The organism is Geothrix terrae, assembly GCF_022808775.1.
GTDB classification, from domain to species: domain Bacteria; phylum Acidobacteriota; class Holophagae; order Holophagales; family Holophagaceae; genus Geothrix; species Geothrix terrae.
The window spans coordinates 166,879-189,740 of sequence record NZ_JAKZLA010000006.1; the positions used below are offsets into that span (position 1 = coordinate 166,879).

A 22,862-nucleotide genomic window follows, 5' to 3' on the forward strand; every position below is an offset into this window, starting at 1 on the left:
GAAGGGGGGACGTAGCGAGCGAAGCGAGCAGGCGGTCCCCCCTTCCTGAGATAGACTCGAAGGTTCGAGGCCCCGATGAAGCAGTCCAAGCTCCTGATCCAGACCCTGCGCGAGACGCCGCGCGATGCCGACGTGGTGAGCCAGCAGCTCATGATGCGGGCCGGCATGATCCAGAAAGTGGCCGCCGGCATCTACAGCTACCTGCCGCTGGCCTTCCGGAGCATCCGCAAGTTCGAGGAGATCGTCCGCGAGGAGCTGGCCAAGGACGGGTGCCAGGAGCTGCTCATGCCCGCCGTGCTGCCCGCCGAGCTGTGGCAGGAGAGCGGACGGTGGAAGTTCTACGGCGACGAGCTGCTGCGCTTCTGCGACCGCAAGGCGAAAGCGGAAGTGGCCGAACGCCGCGCCCGGGGCGAGAAGCCCGACGAGCGCGAGTTCTACAACTTCTGCCTGGGACCGACGCACGAAGAGGTGATCACCGACATCGTCCGGAAGAACGTGCGCAGCTACAAACAGCTGCCCATGAACCTCTTCCAGATCCAGACCAAGTTCCGCGACGAGCGCCGCCCGCGCTTCGGCCTCATGCGGGGACGCGAGTTCACGATGAAGGACGGCTACTCCTTCCACGTGGACGATGCCTGCGCCGACCGCGAGTACTGGGCCATGTTCAATGCCTACAAACGGATCTTTGGCCGCCTGGGCGTGAAGTTCCGCCCGGTGGAAGCCGACAGCGGCGCCATCGGCGGCAGCTTCACGCACGAGTTCCATGTGCTGGCGGGCAGCGGCGAGGACGCCATCCTCAGCTGCGACGGCTGCGACTACACCTCCAACATCGAGAAGACAGAAGCTCCGGCGCTGCCTGTCGGCGATCACGGGAAGACCTTCGAGCTGAAGAAGGACCACTTCCGCACGCCGGGCGTGGTGGGGCAGGTGGAGCAGGCGGCGGGGATGATCGACGCCGACCATCCGAATGGCATGCCCATCACCCAGACCAGCAAGTTCTTCCTCTACCGGGCCACGTTCGCGGACGGAACCACGAAGCTGGTGGGCGCGGTGCTGCGGGGCGACCACGAGGTGAACCCGGTGAAGGTGAAGAACTTCATGGGTGCCGCAGAGATGGAGCTGATGCCCCTGGAGGAGGCCGAGGCCTTCACCGGCGCCAAGAGCGGCTTCATGGGGCCGGTGGGCCTGAAGGAGGTCCAATTCCTGATCGACCGCAGCCTGGAAGGCGCGGTGAACCTCACCTGCGGCGCGAACCACACGGACTACCACCACTTCGGCCTGGATCCCGTGCGCGACCTGCCGGGCTGCACCTACGCGGACCTGCGCATGGCCGCCGAGGGCGACACCTGCACCCGCTGCGGGAAGGGGACGTACCAGGCCTTCCGCGGCATCGAGGTGGGCCAGGTCTTCAAGCTGGGATTGAAGTATTCCAAGAGCATGGGTTGCACCTTCCTGGACGAACAGGGCAAGGAGAACCCGATGGTGATGGGCTGCTACGGCATCGGCATCACCCGCACCGTGGCTGCCGCCGTCGAGCAGAACTACGACGCCGACGGCATCATCTGGCCCTGGCCCATCGCGCCCTATCAGGTTCACATCGTCTGCCTGGACCCGGCCAATCCCGAGGTGTCCGGGGTGGCCTCCCAGGTTGAGCAGGATCTGGAGAAAGCCGGCTTCGAGGTGCTGCACGACGACCGCGAAGGCATGAGCCCCGGCGCCAAGTTCAAGGATGCGGACCTGCTGGGCTTCCCTTTGCGCCTGACCGTGGGCGCCAAGGGCCTTAAGGACGGCATCGTGGAGCTGCGCGACCGCCGCACCAAGGAGGTCCTCAAGCTCAAGCCCGAGGCCGCCACCGCCGAGGTGGCCGCCGCCCGGGACCGCATCATGCAGGAACTGGAAGCCGCGGGAGGGCGCTGATGGCCGAAGGGCGTGTCCACCTCACGACCTTCATCGAGGGGGTGCTGGTCCATGGCCGACGGACGCCCTACGTGCTGCTCGTGCCCTCGCCGCACGCGCCGAACCGGGGCCTGCTCATGCCGGTCCAGGTCCCATGGTCGCCGGGCTTCCTGCCCACCGCCTTGCTGAGCGCGCAGATCGAGGCCGGCTGGGGCATGCCCTACCGGTTCGTGGACGGCTCCAAGCTCCCTGTGGTGTTCGACGAGCGCACCAGCCGCCTGCCCACGCCCTGGCTGCTCCGCCTGGAAGGCCTCGAAGGCCAGCAGCGCCTCTACTTGAGCCACCTGCTCCGCACCAAGGCGCCCGAGGATCTGGTGCCCCCGCCGCCCACCGGCGGCCAGTGGCTCAGCGAGAAGACCCTCCAGAGCGCGGACCTGCAGATGGGAGTGCGGCGCCTCTGCCAGGCCGCCCTGCAGGCGGTGATGGAAGGGTGAGGTTCTGTCCACCTTCCGTTCATACGAAAATCGGCGCCAGCGGCGCCGATTTTCGCAGGAGGCGAATGGATGTGGCATAACCTCCTCGTCGGGTCCCGATTCAGAACGCGCCACTGGCGCGCCCTTCGTCACCCGACGGCCGGTTACATCTGCTCGAAGGCGTTGAAGAAGTAGCTGACCTCGAACTTCGCGCTCTCGGGCTTGTCGCTGCCGTGGGTGGCGTTGCGGCCGATGCTGGCGCCGAAGCGCTTGCGGAGGGTGCCCTCGGCGGCGTTGGCGGGGTTGGTGGCGCCCATGAGGTCGCGCCAGCGGAGGATGGCGTTCTCGCCTTCGAGCACCATGATCGCCACGGGGCCCTCGGTCATGAAGGCCTCCAGCTCAGCGTAGAAGCCCTTGCCCACGTGTTCGTGGTAGAAGCCCTGGCAGATGGCGGGCGTCAGGCGGGTCAGCTTCAGGCCCACGATTTTCAGGCCGCTCTTCTCGATGGCGGTGAGGATCTCGCCCATGTGGCCATCCTTGACGGCGTCGGGCTTGACGATGGCAAATGTGCGTTCGAGGGCCATGGTTTCTCCATTTTCCAAACGATCAGTTTGCCTGGACAGGGTAACTTCGGCAACCAAGGAGGCTTGGGATGCCGCGCCTCCACTGGGCATGGGCCACCTGTCACGCTACAATCAACGGTTTACGCGACTGGACGGCTCCATGATCGACAATCTCCTGAAGAAACTCATCGGTTCCAAGAACGACCGGGAGCTGAAGCGGTTGTGGGCCAAGGTCCAGACCATCAACGCTCTGGAACCTGAGATTTCGGCGCTGAGCGACGAGGCCCTGAAGGCCAAGACGCCCTACCTCAAGGAGAAACTGGCCAACGGCGCCACCTTGGAGGACATCCTGCCCGAGGCCTTCGCCGTGGCCCGGGAGGCCAGCAAGCGCGTCCTCAAGATGCGGCATTTCGATGTCCAGCTCGTGGGCGGGATGGTGCTCCACGAGGGCAAGGTGGCCGAGATGAGGACGGGCGAGGGCAAGACCCTCACCGCCACGCTCCCCCTCTACCTCAACGCCCTGGCCGGCAAGGGCGCCCATCTGGTCACCGTGAACGACTACCTGGCCCGGCGTGACGCCGAGTGGATGGGCCGCCTCTACTCATGGCTGGGCCTCACCATCGGCGTCATCCAGCACGGGCTCGACGACCAGGAGCGGCGCGACGCCTACGGCTGCGACATCACCTACGCCACCAACAACGAACTGGGCTTCGACTACCTCCGCGACAACATGAAGTGGGACCTGGAGGAGTTCACCCAGCGCGGCTTCCACTACGCCATCGTGGACGAGGTGGACTCCATCCTCATCGATGAAGCCCGCACGCCACTCATCATCGCGGGCAGCAGCGAGGAGGACACCTCCAAGTACTTCCGCATCGACGCGGTGGTCCCCAAGCTCAAGGCCGAGATCGACTACAAGATCGACGAGAAGGACCGCCAGGTGATGCTCACCGACGACGGTATCCACCGGGCGGAGCAGCTGCTGGGCGTGGCCAACCTCTATGATCCGGGCAGCATCGAGACCCTGCACGGCCTCAACCAGGCGCTGCTGGCCCACAACCTCTACAAGCTCGACGTGGACTACATGGTCCGCCCCAAGGAGGACGGCAAGGGCATGGAAGTGGTCATCGTGGACGAGTTCACGGGCCGGCTCATGCCGGGCCGCCGCTGGTCCAATGGCCTGCACCAGGCCATCGAGGCCAAGGAAGGTGTGGAGGTCAACGCCGAGAACCAGACCCTCGCCACCGTGACCTTCCAGAACTTCTTCCGCATGTACGGCAAGCTCGCCGGCATGACCGGCACGGCCGAGACCGAAGCCACGGAACTGCACTCCATCTACAAGCTCGACGTCATCATCGTCCCGACCAACATGCCCATGGTCCGCAAGGACTTCGCGGACACGGTGTATTCGACCCGCAAGGGGAAGAAGAAGGCCATCGTCGAGGAGATCCGGGAGCTTCACACCAAGGGCCAGCCGGTCCTGGTGGGCACCGCCAGCATCGAGAGCAGCGAGGATGTCGCCGATGCCCTCTCGGCGGCCCGCATCCCCCACGTGGTGCTCAACGCCAAGCACCACGAACGGGAAGCCGAGATCGTGGCCCAGGCGGGCCGCAAGGGCGCGGTCACCATCGCGACCAACATGGCTGGTCGCGGCACGGACATCATCCTGGGCGGCAACCCGGAGGGCCTGGCCCGGGTGGAGGCCAAGAAGAAGGGCATCGCCCTCTACAACGAAGAGGGCCTGGAAACGGCCGAGTTCACCGCCCTCGTGGACCAGATGCGGGAACAGACGGCGGCCGAGCATGAGGAAGTGGTTGCCCTCGGCGGCCTTCACATCCTGGGCACCGAGCGCAACGAGAGCCGCCGCATCGACAACCAGCTCCGCGGCCGCGCGGGCCGCCAGGGCGACCCCGGCAGCAGCCGCTTCTACCTGTCCCTTGAGGACGATCTGATGCGGATCTTTGGCGGCGACCGCATCAAGAACCTCATGGGCGCCATGGGCATGAACGATGACGAGCCCATCGAAGCCGGCATGGTCACCCGGGCCATCGAGCGCAGCCAGAAGCGGGTGGAGGCCCACCACTTCGAGATCCGCAAGCACCTGCTCGAGTACGACGATGTGATGAACAAGCAGCGCATCTTCTTCTACGGGCTGCGCACGGAGATCCTCAAGGGCAACACCAAGGACTACGTGCTGCGCGTCGCCGGGGAGATCGCCGAGGGACTGGCCAACGACTTCCTGCAGGACAAGGGCGAGCGCGATCTCGCCGGCTTCCGCGAGCGCGTCGAGCAGCTCTTCACGCTCTCCGGCGAGGAGGTGGATGCCGTCGGCCACATGCCCCAGGCCCAGGCCAGCGAGGCGCTGATCGCGCTGGTGCAGAAGTACTACGAGGGCAAGGACGAGCGGCTGGGCGGAGAAGGCATGCGCAGCTACGAGCGCTGGTCCATCCTGCAGATCATCGATGCCGCCTGGAAGCGCCACCTCCTGGTCATGGATCACCTGAAGGAGGCCATCGGCTTCCGCGGCTACGGCCAGAAGGACCCCCTCGTGGAGTACAAGCGCGAGAGCTACGAATACTTCGAGCAGATGCGGTTCGGCTACGAGGACGAGATCATCTCCTACCTCTATCGGGTGGAGCCCCAGCCCGCCTATACGCCGGACGAGGATCTCTTCCGGGGTCCCGGCGACACCATCGAGCTGGGCCCCGACGAGCAGGGCAACGCTCCCGAGGGCATCCAGCGGGTGCTGCGGTTCACGGCGGGTGGGCTGGAAGACTGAATTCCTGGCTGTCAGCCGTCAGCTATCAGCTCTCAGTCACGCATTGTGGCGGGCCCCGGCTGGGGCCCGCTGTTTTTACTGATGGCTGGCAGCTGACAGCTGATAGCTTCTAGTCCATGGAACTCATCGTCGTCACGGGACTCTCCGGCGCCGGCCGCCACTCGGTGCTGGGCGCGCTGGAGGACAGCGGCTGCACGGCCCTGGACAACGTCCCGCCCCGGCTCCTGGAACCCCTGATCGAGCTGGAGTCGAAGCTCCGGCCGGGCCGGGAGCGGCTGGTGGTGGGGATGGACAGCCGCCAGGCGGACTTCGCGCAGGAGTTCGGCCCCCTGCTGGAGCGGCTGGGCGCCAGCCAGGTTCCGGTGCAGGTGGTCTTCGTGGAAGCAGACGATAGCGTGCTGCTGCGCCGGTATTCCGAGACCCGGCGCCCACACCACCTGGCCCTGCTGGGCTCCGCCGGTGAAGGCATCCAGCGGGAGCGGGAGCTGCTGGCCCCGATCCGCGCCCTTGCCACCACCATCCTCGACACCACGGGCCTGAGCCTGGCGGAGCTGCGCCAGCGCATCGCGGCCCTGGTGCCCCAGCTTCCCACCCGGGGCACGGCGGTCCGGCTCCTCAGCTTCGGATTCAAGAAGGGCGTGCCCGCCGATGCGGACGTGGTGCTGGATGCCCGCTTCCTGCCCAATCCCTACTACGTCGAGGCCCTCAAGCCGCTCACGGGGTGCGATTCCGCCGTGCAGGAGTACCTGTTGGAGTCCCCGGACTTCCGCGAGTTCCTGGAGCGGGCGGAGTCCTGGCTGCGCTGGTCCATGCCCCTGGTGCGCCAGGAAGGCCGCGCCTACCACACCCTCGCCATCGGCTGCACCGGCGGCCAGCACCGCTCCGTGGCCCTGGTGGAGCTGCTCGCCCACCGGCTACGGAACGACGTGGCCGCCCTCACGGTGCGCCACCGGGAGCTGAACGGCTGATCAGCCCTCGGTGAACACCACGCCCCGCTTCGCCAGTTCGGCTCGGATGAAGTCCCAGGCCCCGGGCTCCTGGCCGAGGAACTCCGGTGGGTTGATGCCCGGATGGACGAAGCCGCCCCTGGCGAGGAGCCGTACGGCGGCGGTGCAGGTGTAGCCGGTGGTCCGGGCCATGGAGGTGGTCTTCGTGGCGGGATCGTAGCGATCGAGGAGGTTCAACTCCCGGCGCATGCGCTGGCCGTCCTTGAGGCCGGACACGGTGACCCGCATGACCGTGAAGTCCTCGTCGCCCTCCTCCATGAACCACATGGGGAAGAGCAGGGCGGTGGTGAGGTCCAGCGGGCTGATCTCGACACCGGCCACCTGGAGCTTCTCCTTCCGGAAGAAGCCGGATTCCCGCAGCATCCGCATCTTCTCGATGTGACCGGGGTAGCGGAGCGTCTTCTCCTTCATGTCCGGCACCTGCGGGAAGCTCCGGATGAGGCTGCGGAGCCCGTCGGTGTTGAAGGACTCCAAGGTTCCCAGCCCCTCGAAGTCCAGGAGTTCGGGTTCGGACAGGGCGGGCAGCGTGACCGTGCGGCCATCCTTCACATAGCGGGCGGGCCGGGTGTACTCCTCGATGACATCGATGGGACTGAAGCCCGCTTTGTACTCGTAGGGCCAGGTCCGCACCGCGGGCAGGCCACCCACCAGGCACTCGAAGGCGTCCACGTGGTCCCACTGCCGGGCGGTGTCGCCGAGGATGATGTTCCCGCAGCCGGGCGCCACGCCGCAGTCCACGATGGCGGTGAGGCCCTGGGCCTTGGCCAGGGCGTCCAACTCGAAGCAGTCCTCGTCGAAGAAGGAGATGTCCACCAGGGGCTTGCCGGCCTCCAGGACGGCCCTGGCCGTGGCGAAGCCCATGAAGCCGGGCACGGCACCCACCACCAGGTCCGCGTCCGCCACGGCGGCCTTCACGCCGGCCGGCGCGGCCAGGTCCGCGGGCCGCGTGGCCAGGCCCGCCCCGCGCATGCGGGCCAGGGCGGATTCGGACCGGTCGGCGACGGTCACCTTGAAATCCGGGGCCAGGTCCTTGGCCATGGCGCCGCCGACACGGCCGGCTCCAAGAACGACGACGTGGGTCATGGGAGACTCCCTTCAGGGGCCGCGGCGCGGGGCTTCACGGCGAGGTAGACCGGCCAGCCCAGGGCTACCAGGGCCAAGCCCGGCCAGGAATAGCTGGGACGATGGATAAACAGGGCGCCGATGATGGCGATGGCGCCGAAGAGGTACAGCCCCGGAACGAAGGGGTAGCCCCAGACCTTCACCGGGCGCTCGAGGTCGGGCCGTCGCCAGCGGAGGAGGAAGATCCCGCCCACGGCCAGGACGTAGAAGAGGATCGTGGGCAGCATCACGAAGTCCAGCAGCTGGCCGTAGGTGCCCGTGAGGGTGAGCCCGCAGGTCCAGAGCGCCTGGATCCACAGGCCGAAGCCCGGGACACCGTGCTCGTTGAGGGTGGCCGCCTTCGGGTAGAACAGGCCGTCCTCCGCCATGCGCTGGTAGACGCGCGCGCCGGAGAGGATGAGCCCATTGAGGCAGCCGAACATCGAGATCAGGATGCTGCCGGCCATGATGAGCCCGCCGCCGCCACCCAGCAGGGCCTGGAGGGCCGCGCTGCCCACGCGGTCCTGGGGGGCGTGGGCGATGCCGGACGGGCCAAGCACCCGCAGGTAGGCCGCATTCGCCAGGATGTAGAGGCCGCAGACCAGCGTGGTCCCCACGAGCAGGGCGTAGGGGATGGTCCGCCTCGGTTCCTTCACCTCCCCAGCGATGAAGGTGATGGCGTTCCAGGCGTCCGCGGAGAAGAGGCTGCCGGTCTGCACCACCAGCAGGGCCGTGAGGAAGGGCAGGGCGGCGCTGTCTCCGGCGATGAAGGGGGCCTGGGAAGGGGCCGCGGCGGGTTTCAGCAGCAGGCCCAGCAGTACCAGGGCCGCGAGGCCGCCGATCTTGGCCACGGTGAAGAGGTCCTGGATGCGGGAGCCCAGCTTCACCCCGTAGAGGTTCACCGCGCTCAGCAGCACCACCACGGCGATGCCGGACAGGCGGGAGGGCGTGAGCCCCAGGTGGTAGGGTCCCACGGCGATGGCATGGGTGACCTTCATGAGCGGCACGTCGAGGTGGGGCCCCATCCAGGCCGAATCCGTGACCGCCGGCAGGAAGCTGCCCAGGTACTTCCCGAAGCCCACGGCCACGGCGGCGATGGTGCCGCACTCGATGACCACGAAGAAGGTCCAGCCGTACAGGAAGCCCACGGCCGGGCCGTAGGTCTCCCGGAGGTAGGTGTACTGGCCGCCGGCCTGGGGGAACATCCCCGCCAGCTCGCCGTAGCTGAGGGCCGCGAAGAGCGTGAGCACTGCCGTGAGGCCCCAGGCTGCCAGCAGGAAGCCTCCCGAGCCCCCCGTCCGCACCATGTCGGCGGCGACGATGAACACGCCCGAGCCGATCATCGAGCCGGCGATGAGCATGGTGGCCGAGAACAATCCGACGTGACGGCGGTAGCCGGGGGCGCTCATTGGGTTCCTTGGGTGGATGGATCCACGCTATCACGGCATTCTGGAGGCATGGCGCGATCTTCCATGTCCCTCAGGCTCTTTCTGGCCATCCTCATCCTGGCTGTGGCTCCGGTGGCGGGCGGCTGGTGGGCCTGGAAAGGACGCGGCCCGCTCCGGCAGGAGGCCACGGTCCTGGTGAAGAAGGGCGCCAGCATCAACCAGATCGCCGACCAGCTGGAGCGGGACGGGGTGATCCGGTCCGCCTCGCTCTTCAAGCTCTGGGCCCGGGCCCGTAAGCTCCAGCTCATCCGTGGCGAGTACACCTTCGAGCCCCGGGCCAGCCTGTCGGACGTCACGGGGAAGCTGCGCCGGGCGGAGATCCACTTCACCCCGGTGTCCATCCCCGAGGGGGCCCACGCATGGGCCGTGCAGAAGCGCCTCAAGGACTTCGTGCCGGAGGACGTCTTCTGGACCCTGTGGAAGAGCCCCCGCCTCGCCCGCACCGCCGGATTCGAGGATGCGGAAAGCCTGGAAGGCCTCGTGGCGCCGGCCACCTACAAGCTGCACCACGCCATGGAGCCCGAGGAGATCATGCTCATGCTGGTGGAGGCATTCCGGAACCACGTACGGCCCAAGCTCGAGGGGGGGCCGCTGCCGCCCTACGAGACCCTGATCCTGGCGAGCCTGGTGGAGAAGGAGACGAAGCTGCCGGAGGAGCAACCCCGGGTGGCGGGCGTGTACCTGAAGCGGCTGAAGATCGGCATGCGCCTCCAGTGCGACCCCACCAGCCTCTATGCCCGCTGGGTCACCGGCGACCTGCGCTTCACAGCGCCCACGCCGGAAGACATCCGGCGGCCCAGCCGTTTCAACACCTACACCGTGAAGGGCCTGCCGCCGACGCCCATCGCCGTTCCCAGCCCCTCGGCCATCGCGGCGGCGAAGGAGCCGCTCTCCGGCAAGGACCTCTACTTCGTGGCCACGGGCAGGGGCGGCCACAGCTTCGCGGCGAACCTCCGCGACCACAACCGGAACGTGGGGACCTACCGCAAGGAGCTGGCCCGGCAGAAGAAGGCGACTCGTGGCTAAGGTCCGGCTGGACCAGCTCCTCGTGCAGCGCGGCCTGTGCGAGACCCGCGCCAAGGCCCAGGCGCGCATCCTGGCGGGCGACGTGCTGGTGGCGGACCGGCCCGTCACCAAGGCGGGCACGGCCGTGGACGAGGCGGCCGCCATCCGGCTGCGGGGTGAGGCGCTCCCCTTCGTGAGCCGGGGCGGGCTCAAGCTGGCTGGGGCCCTGGACCGCTGGGGCATCGATCCCACGGGCCGGATCTGCTTCGATGCCGGGGCCAGCACGGGCGGCTTCACCGACTGCCTGCTCCAGCGTGGGGCGGCGAAGGTCTACGCGGTGGACGTGGGCACCAACCAGCTCCACTGGAAGCTGCGGAGCGATCCGCGGGTGGTCTCCATGGAGCAGGTGAACCTCCGCACCTGGGACCCGGCCGCCATCCCCGAGCGCTGCAGCCTCCTGGTGGCCGACCTGAGCTTCATCTCCCTGCGGCTGGCCATCCCGCCCGTGCTGCCGAGCCTGGAACCCAGCGCCGAGGCGGTGCTGCTGGTGAAGCCGCAGTTCGAGGCGGGCCGGGAGGACGTGGGGGCGGGCGGCATCGTCCGCGACTCCGCCGTCCACCGGCGGGTGCTGATGGAGACCTGGGCCTTCTTCGAGGGCACGGAGCTGCATCCCCTGGACCTGGCCGAGAGCCCCATCAAGGGCGGCGAGGGGAACACGGAGTTCCTGCTCAGGCTCGGTCTGGACGTCCCGGCCGGGAGCCTGGGGCCGGCCCTCGAGTCCCTGGGGCTCTGAACGGTCCCGAAAGCCGTCGCGTCGCTGCAGGGTCGTCTCGGGCCCCAGGGCACGGCGTCCAGCCTGTACACTGAGGGATTGCCGGAGCCCAGGTGTTCGACAGCCTTTCCATCCCCACCATCCTCGTCAGCTATGTGGCCCTCCTCTTCAGCCTGAGCGTGCACGAAGCCAGCCATGCCACGGCGGCCTACCTGCTGGAGGACGACACGGCAGCGCGGCTGGGCCGGATGACCCTGAACCCCCTCGCCCACATGGACCTGCTGGGCACCTTCGTGTTCCCCCTGCTGGGCATGGCCACCGGCTTCCCCTTCATCGGCTGGGCCAAGCCCGTGCCCGTGGATCCCCGCAAGCTGACCCGCCGGTTCACCCAGCGGGTGGGCTATGCCTTCGTGGCCAGCGCCGGCCCGGCCTCCAACCTGGTCCAGGCCGTGGTCTTCCTGGGAATCATGTTCCTGGCGGTGAAGGCGGTGGTGCCGGTCCCCGAGCAGGAATTCCGGGTGTTCGCCCGGGCCCTCCTGGCCGCGAAGGTGGAGAGCCTCCAGGTGCTCCAGCTGGGTACGACCGCCACGCTCTTCCTGGCCCTGCTCGGCCGCCTGGTGCTCATCAACATCGGCCTGGCCCTCTTCAACCTGCTGCCCATGGGACCGCTGGACGGGGCGGGCATCCTGCGGGGCTTCCTGCCCTGGCGCTGGCTGCCGAAGTTCGACCGGGTCCAGCCCTGGATGGGCGGCATCCTCATCGTGCTGGCCCTCACGGGCCTCCTGGGCTACGTCCTGGGCCCCGTGTTCGGGCTGGTGTTCTACGGCATCGAGCTTGTCGCCCGCCTCGTCCTCCACTTCTGATCCACGCGCACCCTCGGAGCAGTCATGCAACGCATCCTTTCCGGCATCCAGCCCTCGGGCTCCCAGCACATCGGCCACCTGGTGGGAGCCCTGGACAACTTCACGCGGCTCCAGGGCCAGGGCGAGGCCTTCTACATGATCGCGGACTGGCATGCGCTGACCTCGAAGTACGAGGCCGTCGAGGAGATCTGGCCTGCCACGCTGGAGCTCACGGCCACCTACCTGGCGGCGGGCCTCGATCCGCAGAAGGCGACGATCTTCGTGCAGAGCCTGGTGAAGGAGCATGCGGAGCTGCACCTGCTGCTGTCCATGGTGACACCGCTCTCCTGGCTGGAGCGGGTGCCGACCTACAAGGAGAAGCTGCAGAACGCCGTGGCGGACCTCGGCAGCTACGGCTTCCTGGGCTACCCCCTGCTGATGACCGCGGACATCATCCTCTACAAGGCCCACAAGGTGCCCGTGGGCGAGGACCAGCTCTTCCACATCGAGCTGGCCCGCGAGGTGCTCCGCCGCTTCAACTTCCTCTACAAGGAGGAGGTCTTCCCCGAGCCCGAGGCGGTGCTCACCCCGACGCCCAAGGTGCCCGGCCTCGACGGGCGCAAGATGTCCAAGAGCTACGGGAACTGCATCTACCTTCGAGACAGCAACGCCACGATCCTGGAGAAGTGCACGCGGCAGATGGCCTCGGATCCCGCCCGCGTGCGCAAGACCGATCCGGGCAACCCGGACATCTGCCCCGTCTTCGACTTCCACAAGCTCTTCAGCGACGACGCCACCGTGCAGATGGTGAACACCGAGTGCCGCCGGGCGGGCATCGGCTGCTTCGACTGCAAGAAGCGGGTGGCCGAGGCGATGATCCAGCGCATCGAGCCCCTGCGGGAGAAGATCGAAGCGTCCCTGGCGCACCCTGCGGACCTGGAGGCCGTGCTCCAGGACGGCAGCGCCCGGGCCCGCGCCGTGGCCGCCGGGACCATGGTGGAGGTCCGCCAGGCCATGAAGATGCCCGGCCTCTAGGAATGGGGCGGGGAACGAGCGCTTGCGTTCCGTTCCCATCCTGGTAGACTCTCTTTTGCTCGTGGTCCCTTAGCTCAGTTGGTTAGAGCATCTGACTCTTAATCAGAGGGTCCCCGGTTCGAGTCCGGGAGGGACCACCAGACCAGAAGCCCGCGGATCCAAAGTCCGCGGGCTTTTTCGCGCTGTCTCTCCGATCACATCTCGCGGCGCGCGGCGCCATGCGGTGGACGGAGGCCGGTATATTTGTAGGGCTGTCCGGTCGTGTCGAAGGACCGGGAAACGCAGGAATGACGGGAGGAACACCGTGGATCTGAAACGCATCGTTCTGGACCTCATGCCGGACGCGCTCGTCCGCACCTTCGCCGCGCCGTACTGCGCGGGCAAGGGCATCGCCAGCGGCATCGCCAAGGTCGACGAGATCCACACCAAGGGTGGGCTCTACTCGACCCTGGATCTGCTGGGCGAGGAGGTGTTCAAGCGGGAGGACGTGGAAGCCACGGTCCAGGTGTACTTCCGGATGATCGAGGCGGTGAAGGACCGCCGCAACGCCAGCATCAGCCTCAAGCCCACGCAGCTCGGCATCAACGAGAGCGAGGCCTACTGCCAGGAGAACCTCCGCCGCATCGTGGCCGCCGCGGCCGTGCATGGCGTCCACATCACGCTGGACATGGAGGACCGGCACTTCACGGATGTCACCCTGCGCATGTTCAAGGCCATCCGGAACGAGTTCGACAACTTCGGGATCGTGCTGCAGAGCCGCCTGTTCCGCACCGGCGAGGACATCAAGGCCCTCCACCTCAAGCCCTGCAAGGTCCGCATCTGCATCGGCATCTACCGGGAGCCCGCGGAGGTCGCCCTGCAGGACAAGCGGGACATGAAGGAGAAGCTGTTCGAGTACGTGCACCTGCTGCTGGACCACGGGCACTACCCCGAGATCGCCACCCACGACGAGCCCCTCATCCGGCGCTGCATCGAATCCCTGGACAAGCGCGGCGTGGCGAAGGACGCCTACGAGTTCCAGATGCTGATGGGCGTTCCCCGCGCGGAGATCCAGCAGGAGATCGTCAAGCGCGGCCAGGTCATGCGCCTCTACGTCCCCTTCGCCGAGGACTGGAAGTACGCCGTGGCCTACATGAAGCGCCGGCTGGGGGCCAATCCGGCCATGGCCGCCATGGTGCTGAAGAACCTGTTCGGGCACTGATCCCAATTCATTTGGACAAAGCCCCGGGTGCGGCTATGTTGCTCCGGTGGGGCCGTGTCCCACGCAGACGGAGAATCCCATGAAGAAGATGCTGGCGCTGGTCCTGATGAGCTCTTTCGCCCTGGCGGGCTACGCCGCCGAGGAGAAGAAGCCCGAGCCCAAGAAGGGCTGCGGGATGGCCTGCTGCGAAAAGAACAAGGCTGCCTCTTGCAAGGATTGCACCGAGTGCTGCAAGAAGAAGGATGCCGCTCCCAAGAAGGGCTGATGATCCCTTTTCCGGTGCCTCATCGCTCCGGAATATGAAAACCCCGGAGCCAAACTCCGGGGTTTTTGCGTTCCGGCCCGGTTCGTGATTGTCTGGATGGGATGAAGATCCGCACCCTGCTCCCTGGCGCCATCCTGTTGGCTTTGACGGCCGGCACCGTGGCCGGCTGGATGTGGACCCGGGATGTGCCGCAACCCCAAGGCCAGGAGGCGCCGGTCCAGCCGCAGAAGCGGGGCCGCCGGGGCGCGCCCGTGCAGCAGCGCCTGGTGGACCAGTCGCCGCTGCTCACCGCGCGGAGCCTGGTGCCCTTGGCCACGACCTTCGAGGAAAAGCAGCTGGCGGTCCAGGCGGAGCGCCTGGGCAACCACTCGGTGGACCTCGCCTTCTCGTATGCGCTCCGGACGGCGGCCACCGCCTCTGTGCCGAACACGCCGGAGATCAAGGAACTTTCGGAAGCCAAAGCCAAGGCCCAGGCCGCTGTGGAGGCCGGGGAGCAGCAGCTGGCCCGCCTGGGCCGGCTGCTCGGTGCGGCCCCGGAATCCAAGAAGGATGCGCTGGAAGACCAGATCGACCTCACCAAGGCCCAGCTGGAGCTGGACAAGGATGAACTCGAGACGGCCTCGAACGACCTGGCGCAGGCTGGCGGGGATCCCCAGGCCAAGATCCGGCGGCTGAAGGAGGCTCACGAGGCCGCCGACCGGGAATCCTCCCAGATCATGGCGGCGGCCAAGCCCCCCAGCGCCTTCCAGCCCGGCAGCCTCGTTGGCCGGGTGCTGGAATGGCGCATCCAGCGGGACAAGTGCGCGCGGTTGGAGAAGGCCCGGGCCGAGGCCCAGGTCAAGGAGCAGGCCATGGCCAAGCGCCGGGCCGAAGTCGAGGCCCAGGCGAAGAAGGAGCAGGAGGACCGTGAGGCGGCCCGCAGCGCGGCCTCGACCCTCATGAGGGGCGCCTCGAGCCATGGACTGGGCCGGGAGGAGGCCAAGGCCGCCGTGTCCTCCCTGAAGCAGTTCGGGGATGTGCAGCGGAGGCTGGCCACCATGGCCAAGCGGATCCAGGATCAGCAGGGCCTGGCGGAAACCTACGGAACGTGGCTCGGCCTGGCCGATGGCTACCGCAACGTCGCCCTGCACAAGCTGCTGTCCCAGGGGCTGGCCATCCTCGGCGTGGTGGTCGCCGCCTACCTGCTCGGCCTGCTCATCGACTGGCTGCACCGGCGCCCCGCCGCCGTGGAACGGGCCTCCGTGGGCGCCTCGAAGTCCGTGCTGAAGGTGATCATCCGGGTGGTGGCCGTGCTCACCATCGGGTTCATGGTCGTGGGCATGCCGGCCCAGGCCACCACCGTCTTCGGCCTCGCCGGCGCCGGCCTCACCGTGGCCCTCAAGGACTTCATCGTGGCCTTCTTCGGCTGGTTCATCCTCATGGGGAAGAACGGCATCCGCCTGGGCGACTGGGTGGAGATCCGGGGCGTGGGCGGCGAGGTGGTCGAGATCGGCCTGCTCCGCACGGTGATCCTGGAAACGGGCAGCTGGAGCGACGCGGGCCATCCCACGGGCCGCCGGGTGGCCTTCGTGAACAACTTCGCCATCGAGGGCCACTTCTTCAATTTCTCCACCTCGGGCAAGTGGATGTGGGACGAGCTCAACGTCGTCGTCCCGGCGGGACAGGATCCCTACCTGGTCATCGATGGCGTTCAGAAGCTGGTGGAGCAGCAGACCTCAGCCAACGCCAAGATCGCCGAGGCGGAATGGCAGCAGACCGCCGCCCGCTACAAGGTGAAGGCCTTCTCGGCCATCCCGGGCGTCCAGGTGGTGCCGGGCCCCAACGGCATGGAAGTCCGGGCCCGCTACCTCACCCGCGCCTTCGAGCGTCACGAGACGCGGCTCCGGATGAACCAGGCGGTGGTCGAGCTGATGCACGGTCCGCGGGCGGGCGCTTCAGCCTGAGGCCTGCCTGGCCTCCAAGCGCGGCGGGGCCCCTGTGGTACCCTGGAGGCACCGTAGGCTTGAGGATCCTGCTTTCCGCGACCTCGATCCCCTGTCTCTGGATTTGCCGCCGCCCAGGCCTGCCGGGCGACCCATTCTGCGCATCGGATTCCCATGATCTCGTTCTCCAGCGTGAGCAAGCAGTACGGCAAACAGGTCCTCTTCATCGAGGCGGATTTCCAGCTCAACCCCGGCGAGAAGGTGGGCCTGGTGGGGCCCAACGGGGCGGGCAAGTCCACGTTGTTCCGCATGATCATGGGCGAAGAATCTCCGGATGAAGGCTCCGTGACCCTGCCGAAGAAACTCACCCTGGGCTACTTCCGGCAGGAAGTGGACGAGATGGCGGGCCGTCCCGTCCTGGACGAGGCCATCGCGGGCAGCGGCCGCCTGGGCGACCTGCACCACGAGCTGCTGGATCTCGAGCACGCCATGTCGAACCCGGATACGCCGGATTTCGAGGCGGTGCTGGAGCGGTTCGGCCACGTCCAGGAGGAGTACCAGCACCTGGGCGGCTACGAGCTGGAGGCCCGGGCCCGGGCCTGCCTGCATGGCCTCGGCTTCGAGGACGAGCAGATTGATGGTGATGTGGGCGCCCTGTCCGGCGGCTGGAAGATGCGCGTGTCCATGGCCAAGGTGCTGCTGGGGAACTTCGATGTCCTGCTCATGGACGAGCCCACCAACCACCTGGACATCGAGTCCATCCTCTGGCTGGAGTCCTTCCTGAAGTCCGTGCCGGCCACGCTGCTGATGACCAGCCACGACCGCGACTTCATGAACCGGGTGGTGACCAAGGTGCTGGAGATCGACGGCGGCGACATCGTCACCTACTCCGGCGACTACGACTTCTACGTGCGGGAGCGGGAGCAGCGCGAAGCCAACCAGGAGGCCGCCTACGCCCGCCAGCAGGCCAAGCTGGCCAAGGAGCAGCGCTTCATCGAGCGGTTCAGCGCCCACGCCGCCAAGGCGGCCCAGGTGCAGAGCCGCATCAAGGCCCTGGACAAGATCGAGCGCGTGGAGCCGCCCAAGCGGCGCCGCGTCGTGAAGTGGGACTTCCGCATCCCCGGCCGCTCCGGCGACGACGTGGCCATGCTGGAGGGTGTCTGCAAGGCCTACGGCCCGAAGAAGCTTTACGACCAGTTCGCCCTCCACATCCGGCGCGGCGAGCGCTGGTGCGTCATGGGCCGGAATGGCGCCGGCAAGTCCACCCTGCTGAAGATGGTGGCGGGGGCCCTCCAGCCGGACACGGGCATCGTGAAGCTAGGGGCCAGCCTCAGCCTGGGCTATTTCTCCCAGCAGGCCCTGGACCTGCTGGACCCGGAGCTCACCGTGCTCGAGCAGATGCAGAAGGACTTTCCCATGGAGGGCCTCGGCGTGCTGCGCAACCTGCTGGGTGCCTTCCAGTTCTCCGGTGACGACGTGGACAAGCGCATCCGCGCGCTCTCCGGCGGCGAGAAGTCGCGGCTGGTGATGGCCCGCATGCTCTTCAACCCGCCGAATTTCCTGGTGCTGGACGAGCCCACCAACCACCTGGACCTGGCCACCAAGGAGATGCTCATCGAGGCCCTGAAGGACTTCGAGGGCACCATGCTCTTCGTCTCCCACGACCGTACCTTCCTGCGGGGCCTGGCCAACCGCGTCCTGGAGCTCGCGGGGGAGGAGCACGAGGCCCCCCTGCTGTTCCCGGGCACCTACGCCGAGTACGTGGAGCGCACCGGCCGCGAGGCGCCGGGCGTGCACAACTGAGCGATCAGGAAAACTCACGCAGAGGCCGCTGAGAAGGCTGAGGGTCGCGGAGTAACCCCAGCCCCTTTTCTTCCTCCGCGGCCCTCTGTTGCCTCTGCGCTCTCAGCGAGGGTGGTTGTCTTTCTCCAAAGTCCGCAGCAAGGGCGGCGGCTGGCACTCGAGGGTGAGCCGGGCGCCGGTGCGGGGGTGGCTCAGCTCCAGCCGGTGGGCGTGCAGCAGGTAGCCCGGGTCGCCGGGCAGGGCCTCGGTGTCCGGGAGCGGGCCTCCGCCGGGGCCGTAGAGCGGGTCACCCACCAGGGGATGGCCGGCGGAAGCCATGTGGATGCGGATCTGGTGCGGACGGCCCGTGAGGATCTCCACGTCCAGGAGGGCCGCATCGGCCCGCCGTTCCAGGACGGCAACCCGGCTCAGAGAGGGGCGTCCCTCTGGAGTGGCGGCATGGAGGGTGCCCAGGGGGCCGTAGGGCACCGCCCCGATGGGCGTGGTGATCTCGAAGGCGTCCTGCGCGGGGTGGCCCTGGCAGAGGGCCCGGTAGACCTTGCGCGTCTGTTCATCCTGGAAGGCCGCCTGTAGCGGGCCACGGGCGGCTGCGGTGCGCGCGAAGAGCACCAGCCCCGAGGTGCCCCGGCCGAGCCGGTGCATGGGGCTGGCCTCTGGGGCCCGGCGGCGCACCAGGGCCAGGAGGGTGTGCTCCAGGAATTCGCCGCCCCCGGGCAAGGTGGGCAGCGCGCTGGGTTTGGCCACGGCGAGCAGGTCTTCATCCTCGTAGAGCACCGCCGTGGCGAGGGGAACCTCGGGCTCCACCCAGGGGGGGCGGGCCCAGGTGATCCATTGGCCGGCCCGGAGGACCGCATCGGGAAGGGCCGGGGCCCCATCAAGGCGCACCAGGCCCTCCAGGATCCGGGTCCGCCACAGGTCCGGGCCAGCCAAGGGGTGCCGAGCGGCCAAGTGGGCCAGCAAGGTCTGTCCGGCTGCCGCGGCGCCCGACTGCTCCCGGTGGATGTAACCCTGGTTGAGCCCCATGTGGTGGTCCGCCCCTCCGGACTCGCCGGAATTCCATGATGCCTTGGTATCGCTAAGCCCAGAAAAGGTGTTGGGATAGGGATTAAATATTGCAAATGGCAACACGTTTTTTTCTGACACCTTTACTCAAGTTGCGCCACTCTATGGCCGTAGGGTAGGAAGCGCCGCACGCAGGGGTTGGCAGCAGGGGTTCCTAGAAACTCTCCCCGGGGGGGGGGAGTGGGGGGGGTGAAAGCCCCCCTTTTTTCGTGGTCAGGGTAGGCTGTGGGCTTTCCGCACTGGAGCGAGATCCATGACCATGCCCCCTCCGGCCCCGCCGCGGCTTCCGTACCGCAAGCCCAGCGAAGGGCGGGACTACTGGATCGTGGACGGCATCCTGCCGGATCCCATGGCCCTGGTGGAGCGCTTCCGGGCCCTGGAAGCCTGGGAGATGGGCTTCCCGTACACCCAGGAAACCTGGCCGGGCATGCGCTCGCGGGACGCCCTGGCGCCGGAGGAACTGGCCCTGGTCGAAGCCAAGGTCCGCGAGCTGACCGGCGCTCGGCGCCTGTGGTCGGAGACCGCGCCGGATGGCGCTTTCCTCAACCACAACGTGGTGCAGGTGGTGGGTGCCCGGGAATCCGGCCCCCGGCCCCATACGGACTCCCGGCGGCTCTGCCGCTACGCCGCCGTGATCTACCTGACGCCAAAGGCGCCGGCGGCCGCGGGCACGACCTTCTTCCGGCTGCGCTATCCCAACGGCGCCCTGGGCGGGAACCTCTGCCCGCCGCCGCATGCCAACCTGCGAGAGGCCCTGGGTGTGACCGGACTGCCCCTTCAGGCCTGGCACCCCGATGTCTCGGTGCCGAACGCCTTCAACCGCCTGCTGCTCTACCGGGCCGACCTGGTGCACTCCGCCAGCGGCTACTTCGGCCACGACCTCGCCACCAAGCGCATGACGGCGCTGTTCTTCTGGATGGCGGACTGAACCGGAGGCGGGCCGCAGGGTGCTGCCCGGGGGTCAGGCGTTCTTCAGCTTCCATCCACCATCGCAATCGAGGATGGTGCCGGTGACGAAAGTGTTGGCTGCCAGGAACAGGATTCCGCTGGCCAGATCCTCCGGGGTTCCGATTCGGCCCACGGCGACCTCGCGGGCGAGCTGTTCGAACAGGTCCTTTCGGGCCGCCTCGGAGACGCGCGACCACCATGGCGTGTCGACCACTCCGGGGACGATCGCATTCACCCGCGTGGGCCGGAGCTCCGAAGCCAGGATGGGGACCATCGCCTCCAGGGCCGCGTTGATGGCGGCGAGCCCAGAGGTCCCAGGTTTCTGCGCGCGCGAGGAGATGGCGCCGACGAAGGTGATCGATCCTCCGGCTTTCAGCGTCTGCAGCGCGGCCTGTGCGCAGGTCAATTGCGGCCAGAACTTGCCCTCGAAGCCTTTCCGGAGGTCATCAAGGGCCAGGTTGCGGAAGGGACCGGCCCCGGCCGAGCCCGAAGGGCAGAGCACCAGGTGGTCGAAGGGCCCCGCTGCCGAGAACAGGCGGCTGCATGCCGCCGGATCGCCGGCATCGAGCTGCGCCGTGCTGGCCCCGATGGACTGGGCCGCGGCGAATTTTTCGGGATCGCGGCCCGCCGCGACCACCGAATGACCGGCTTCCACGGCCATCCTGGCCGTGGCCAGGCCGATTCCCGAGGTTCCGCCCACGATGATGAACTTCATGCTTGATCACTCCAGGAGAGGCGGTCGGCGGAGGAAAGGCCGTGAAGGAGGCGTTTGCGTGGATCCGACAGGGCCTTCAAGGGCGGGTCAGGCTACTTCTTGGCCTTCTGCAGCCGGTCCAGCAGCTTCTGATCCACGTAGGCGGTGACCTCGGCCAGCTTCTCCGTGGACCGTGCGAGCAGATCCGTGCACTGGGCCTGCATGTTGGCCACATAGGCGGTGTCCGTGATGTCCTTGAGGTTGATCACGACATTCCAGATGCCGCCGCGCACGCCCGCATGGGCCATCTGGGCGCCCACGGCCGCGTCCGTGATGGAGGCCACCTTGCCCAGGCGCGCGGCCTCACCGGCCAGCTCCAGGGCCTCGAGGCTGGTCTTCGCGGTGTCCAGGGGCACGTCGATGGCCACCTTGAGCCCGGCCTGCATGGCCTCGTGCCGGGCGGCCTTCTGCTCGGGCGTGGCGTCCGGCAGGCGGCGCGCATCCATGAAGGCGTTGAAGGCGTTGGTGTCTGCGTCCACGGCCACCATGAGGCGGTCCTTGAGGCTCTGGGCCTTCTCGGCGAGGACGATGAGCTTGGCGTCCTTCCCGGCGTCCGCTCCGCCCTGGGCGAGATTGGCCACCATGCTGGCCAGGGCCGCGCCCAGGCTGCCGGCCAGGGCCGCGATGGAACCGCCTCCCGGGGCCGGGGTGTCGCGGCTGACCTCGTCCGTGAAGGCGTGGACGGGCATGGCGACGAGGGCCTTCGCATCGTAGGTGGGCAGGCCCAGCACCTTCTTTTCCACCTCGAAGGGAGCCACATCGCCGAGGCCCATGGAGAAGACGGCGGTCTGGAGGATGTCCTGGACGGGCACGCCCGTGGACTTGCCCATGGCCTTCAGGTAGTGCCGGCCCGAGGCCAGCAGGCACTGGAAGGGCACCAGGCCCACGATCTCGCTGCCGGTGACCACCAGGCCCCGCTCGCCGGCGAGGCGGCGGGCCGCCTCCAGCACCGTGTGGGGAGCCGTCTGCTTGTAGTCCGTGAGGTTGATGCTGATCTGGGCGCGGCGGTAGGTGTCCACGTACCAGCCGATGGCCTTGCAGTGGTCGTAGAGGCCCCGGCGGCGGACCTTCTGGCCCACGGGGTTCGCTGGATCCACATCGTTCAAGCGCATGAGGGTGGGCAGGTCGTAGCCGTGGGCGGAGGCGCAGTGGTCCACCACTTCCTGCCACGTGGCACCGGTGAAGTCGCAGTTGCCGCAGGGGAAGGATCCTTCGGCGTAGTAGATCAGCTCGCCGGCCTGGTAGTAGGGCTTCACTCGGCCACGGCGGGCCACGCGGCCCTTCTCGCGCAGCTCGAAGGCGATGTCCGTCGCATGGGCCTTGTCGGCGCTGTTCAGCGTCACGTTGTAGGCCACCAGGAACTCCCGGGCGCCGATGATGGTGGCGCCAGCGCCAGGGTTGTAGGGGGCGGCGAAGTCCGGCGCCCACTGGGGATCCCGCAGCTTCTTCTCCAGGCCCTCGTACTCGCCCCGGCGCACCTCGGCCAGGTTGCGGCGCTCGGGCCGCGAGGCGGCGGACTCGTAGAGGTAGACAGGGATGGCCAGCTCGGCGGCCACGTTTTTCCCCAGCCGCCGCGCCAGCTCGGCGCAGTCCTCCATGGTCACGCCCTCCACGGGGACGAAGGGCACCACGTCCGTGGCGCCCATGCGGGGGTGGGCCCCGTGGTGCTGGCGCATGTCGATGGCTTTGGCGGCTTCGGCGATGCACGCGAAGGCGCCCGCCAGCACGGCGTCGGGCTCGCCTACGAAAGTGATGACCGTGCGGTTGGTGTCCGCGCCCGGGTCCACGTCCAGCACCCGCACGCCGGGCACCGCGGCGATGGCATCCACCACCTGCTTGATCTTCGCGGCATCCCGGCCTTCCGAGATATTCGGTACGCACTCCACCAGCTTGCGGGACATGGATCCTCCGGATGGTCCGAGTCTAGCAGTGGCGCGGGTTTGAAGCGCACAGCGGCCCGCGTATTTGACGACAAGGTGTAAAATG

General features: G+C 67.9%; 19 protein-coding genes and 1 tRNA gene. 14 read left to right on the plus strand and 6 right to left on the minus strand.

All coding sequences use genetic code 11. The annotated features are described in order from the left end of the window. The first annotated feature begins 75 nt into the window (after positions 1 to 75). Positions 76 to 1,917 (plus strand): proline--tRNA ligase, encoded by a 1,842-nt coding sequence (proS, locus tag MLE42_RS12505; protein ID WP_243288222.1) that lies wholly within the window; start codon positions 76 to 78, stop codon positions 1,915 to 1,917. Continuing rightward, positions 1,917 to 2,390: a hypothetical protein gene (locus MLE42_RS12510; protein WP_243288223.1), complete on the plus strand. Its 474-nt coding sequence runs from the start codon at positions 1,917 to 1,919 to the stop codon at positions 2,388 to 2,390. Before proS ends, MLE42_RS12510 begins: the two co-directional genes overlap by 1 nt. 143 nt (positions 2,391 to 2,533) lie before the next feature. Here MLE42_RS12510 and ndk read toward each other — a convergent pair whose 3' ends face one another. Continuing rightward, positions 2,534 to 2,953, minus strand: a complete 420-nt coding sequence (ndk, locus tag MLE42_RS12515; RefSeq protein WP_243288224.1) for a nucleoside-diphosphate kinase — start codon at positions 2,951 to 2,953, stop codon at positions 2,534 to 2,536. A gap of 139 nt (positions 2,954 to 3,092) precedes the next feature. Here ndk and secA point away from each other — a divergent pair, with 139 nt between their 5' ends. After that, entirely contained in the window at positions 3,093 to 5,711 is a 2,619-nt protein-coding gene (secA, locus tag MLE42_RS12520) for a preprotein translocase subunit SecA (protein WP_243288225.1), read from the plus strand. Between the two features lie 116 nt (positions 5,712 to 5,827). Further along, entirely contained in the window at positions 5,828 to 6,679 is an 852-nt protein-coding gene (gene rapZ, locus MLE42_RS12525) for an RNase adapter RapZ (protein WP_243288226.1), read from the plus strand. On the opposite strand, the gene MLE42_RS12530 is transcribed toward rapZ, so the two are convergent. Beyond that, positions 6,680 to 7,801: a saccharopine dehydrogenase family protein gene (locus tag MLE42_RS12530; protein ID WP_243288227.1), complete on the minus strand. Its 1,122-nt coding sequence runs from the start codon at positions 7,799 to 7,801 to the stop codon at positions 6,680 to 6,682. Further along, positions 7,798 to 9,228, minus strand: coding sequence for an APC family permease (locus tag MLE42_RS12535; protein ID WP_243288228.1), 1,431 nt, complete (start codon positions 9,226 to 9,228; stop codon positions 7,798 to 7,800). The genes MLE42_RS12530 and MLE42_RS12535 overlap by 4 nt, the downstream gene beginning before the upstream one ends. Before the next feature lie 48 nt (positions 9,229 to 9,276). Between MLE42_RS12535 and mltG the strand changes: the two genes are divergently transcribed. From mltG to MLE42_RS12580, 9 genes are all read left to right on the plus strand, one after another. Then, complete coding sequence (mltG, locus tag MLE42_RS12540; protein WP_243288229.1) at positions 9,277 to 10,293, plus strand: endolytic transglycosylase MltG; 1,017 nt, start codon at positions 9,277 to 9,279, stop codon at positions 10,291 to 10,293. After that, entirely contained in the window at positions 10,286 to 11,065 is a 780-nt protein-coding gene (locus MLE42_RS12545) for a TlyA family RNA methyltransferase (protein WP_243288230.1), read from the plus strand. Before mltG ends, MLE42_RS12545 begins: the two co-directional genes overlap by 8 nt. 92 nt (positions 11,066 to 11,157) lie before the next feature. Further along, positions 11,158 to 11,907, plus strand: coding sequence for a site-2 protease family protein (locus MLE42_RS12550; protein WP_243288231.1), 750 nt, complete (start codon positions 11,158 to 11,160; stop codon positions 11,905 to 11,907). A gap of 24 nt (positions 11,908 to 11,931) precedes the next feature. After that, positions 11,932 to 12,921: a tryptophan--tRNA ligase gene (gene trpS / locus MLE42_RS12555; RefSeq protein ID WP_243288232.1), complete on the plus strand. Its 990-nt coding sequence runs from the start codon at positions 11,932 to 11,934 to the stop codon at positions 12,919 to 12,921. A gap of 63 nt (positions 12,922 to 12,984) precedes the next feature. After that, positions 12,985 to 13,061 (plus strand) — tRNA-Lys (locus tag MLE42_RS12560). Between the two features lie 164 nt (positions 13,062 to 13,225). Next, the gene (locus MLE42_RS12565; RefSeq protein ID WP_243288233.1) at positions 13,226 to 14,122 is read left to right on the plus strand and encodes a proline dehydrogenase family protein; all 897 of its coding nucleotides are present in this window, start codon (positions 13,226 to 13,228) and stop codon (positions 14,120 to 14,122) included. A 79-nt stretch (positions 14,123 to 14,201) separates the two neighbouring features. Next, positions 14,202 to 14,387 (plus strand): hypothetical protein, encoded by a 186-nt coding sequence (locus tag MLE42_RS12570; RefSeq protein WP_243288234.1) that lies wholly within the window; start codon positions 14,202 to 14,204, stop codon positions 14,385 to 14,387. Positions 14,388 to 14,488: 101 nt separating this feature from the next. After that, positions 14,489 to 16,330, plus strand: coding sequence for a mechanosensitive ion channel domain-containing protein (locus tag MLE42_RS12575; protein WP_243288235.1), 1,842 nt, complete (start codon positions 14,489 to 14,491; stop codon positions 16,328 to 16,330). Positions 16,331 to 16,483: 153 nt separating this feature from the next. Next, entirely contained in the window at positions 16,484 to 18,112 is a 1,629-nt protein-coding gene (locus MLE42_RS12580) for an ABC-F family ATP-binding cassette domain-containing protein (RefSeq protein ID WP_243288236.1), read from the plus strand. A 102-nt stretch (positions 18,113 to 18,214) separates the two neighbouring features. On the opposite strand, the gene MLE42_RS12585 is transcribed toward MLE42_RS12580, so the two are convergent. Next, positions 18,215 to 19,135: a pseudouridine synthase gene (locus MLE42_RS12585; protein ID WP_243288237.1), complete on the minus strand. Its 921-nt coding sequence runs from the start codon at positions 19,133 to 19,135 to the stop codon at positions 18,215 to 18,217. A 292-nt stretch (positions 19,136 to 19,427) separates the two neighbouring features. Here MLE42_RS12585 and MLE42_RS12590 point away from each other — a divergent pair, with 292 nt between their 5' ends. Beyond that, positions 19,428 to 20,102 carry a DUF6445 family protein gene (locus tag MLE42_RS12590; RefSeq protein ID WP_243288238.1) on the plus strand — a complete coding sequence of 225 codons (675 nt, stop codon included), beginning with the start codon at positions 19,428 to 19,430 and terminating at the stop codon, positions 20,100 to 20,102. Between the two features lie 33 nt (positions 20,103 to 20,135). Here the strand turns inward: MLE42_RS12590 and MLE42_RS12595 are convergent, their stop codons facing one another. Beyond that, positions 20,136 to 20,837: an SDR family oxidoreductase gene (locus MLE42_RS12595; protein ID WP_275975901.1), complete on the minus strand. Its 702-nt coding sequence runs from the start codon at positions 20,835 to 20,837 to the stop codon at positions 20,136 to 20,138. A 92-nt stretch (positions 20,838 to 20,929) separates the two neighbouring features. Continuing rightward, a complete protein-coding gene (gene ftcD / locus MLE42_RS12600) occupies positions 20,930 to 22,777 on the minus strand; it encodes a glutamate formimidoyltransferase (protein WP_243288240.1) in 1,848 nt (615 codons plus the stop codon). Positions 22,778 to 22,862 lie beyond the last annotated feature (85 nt).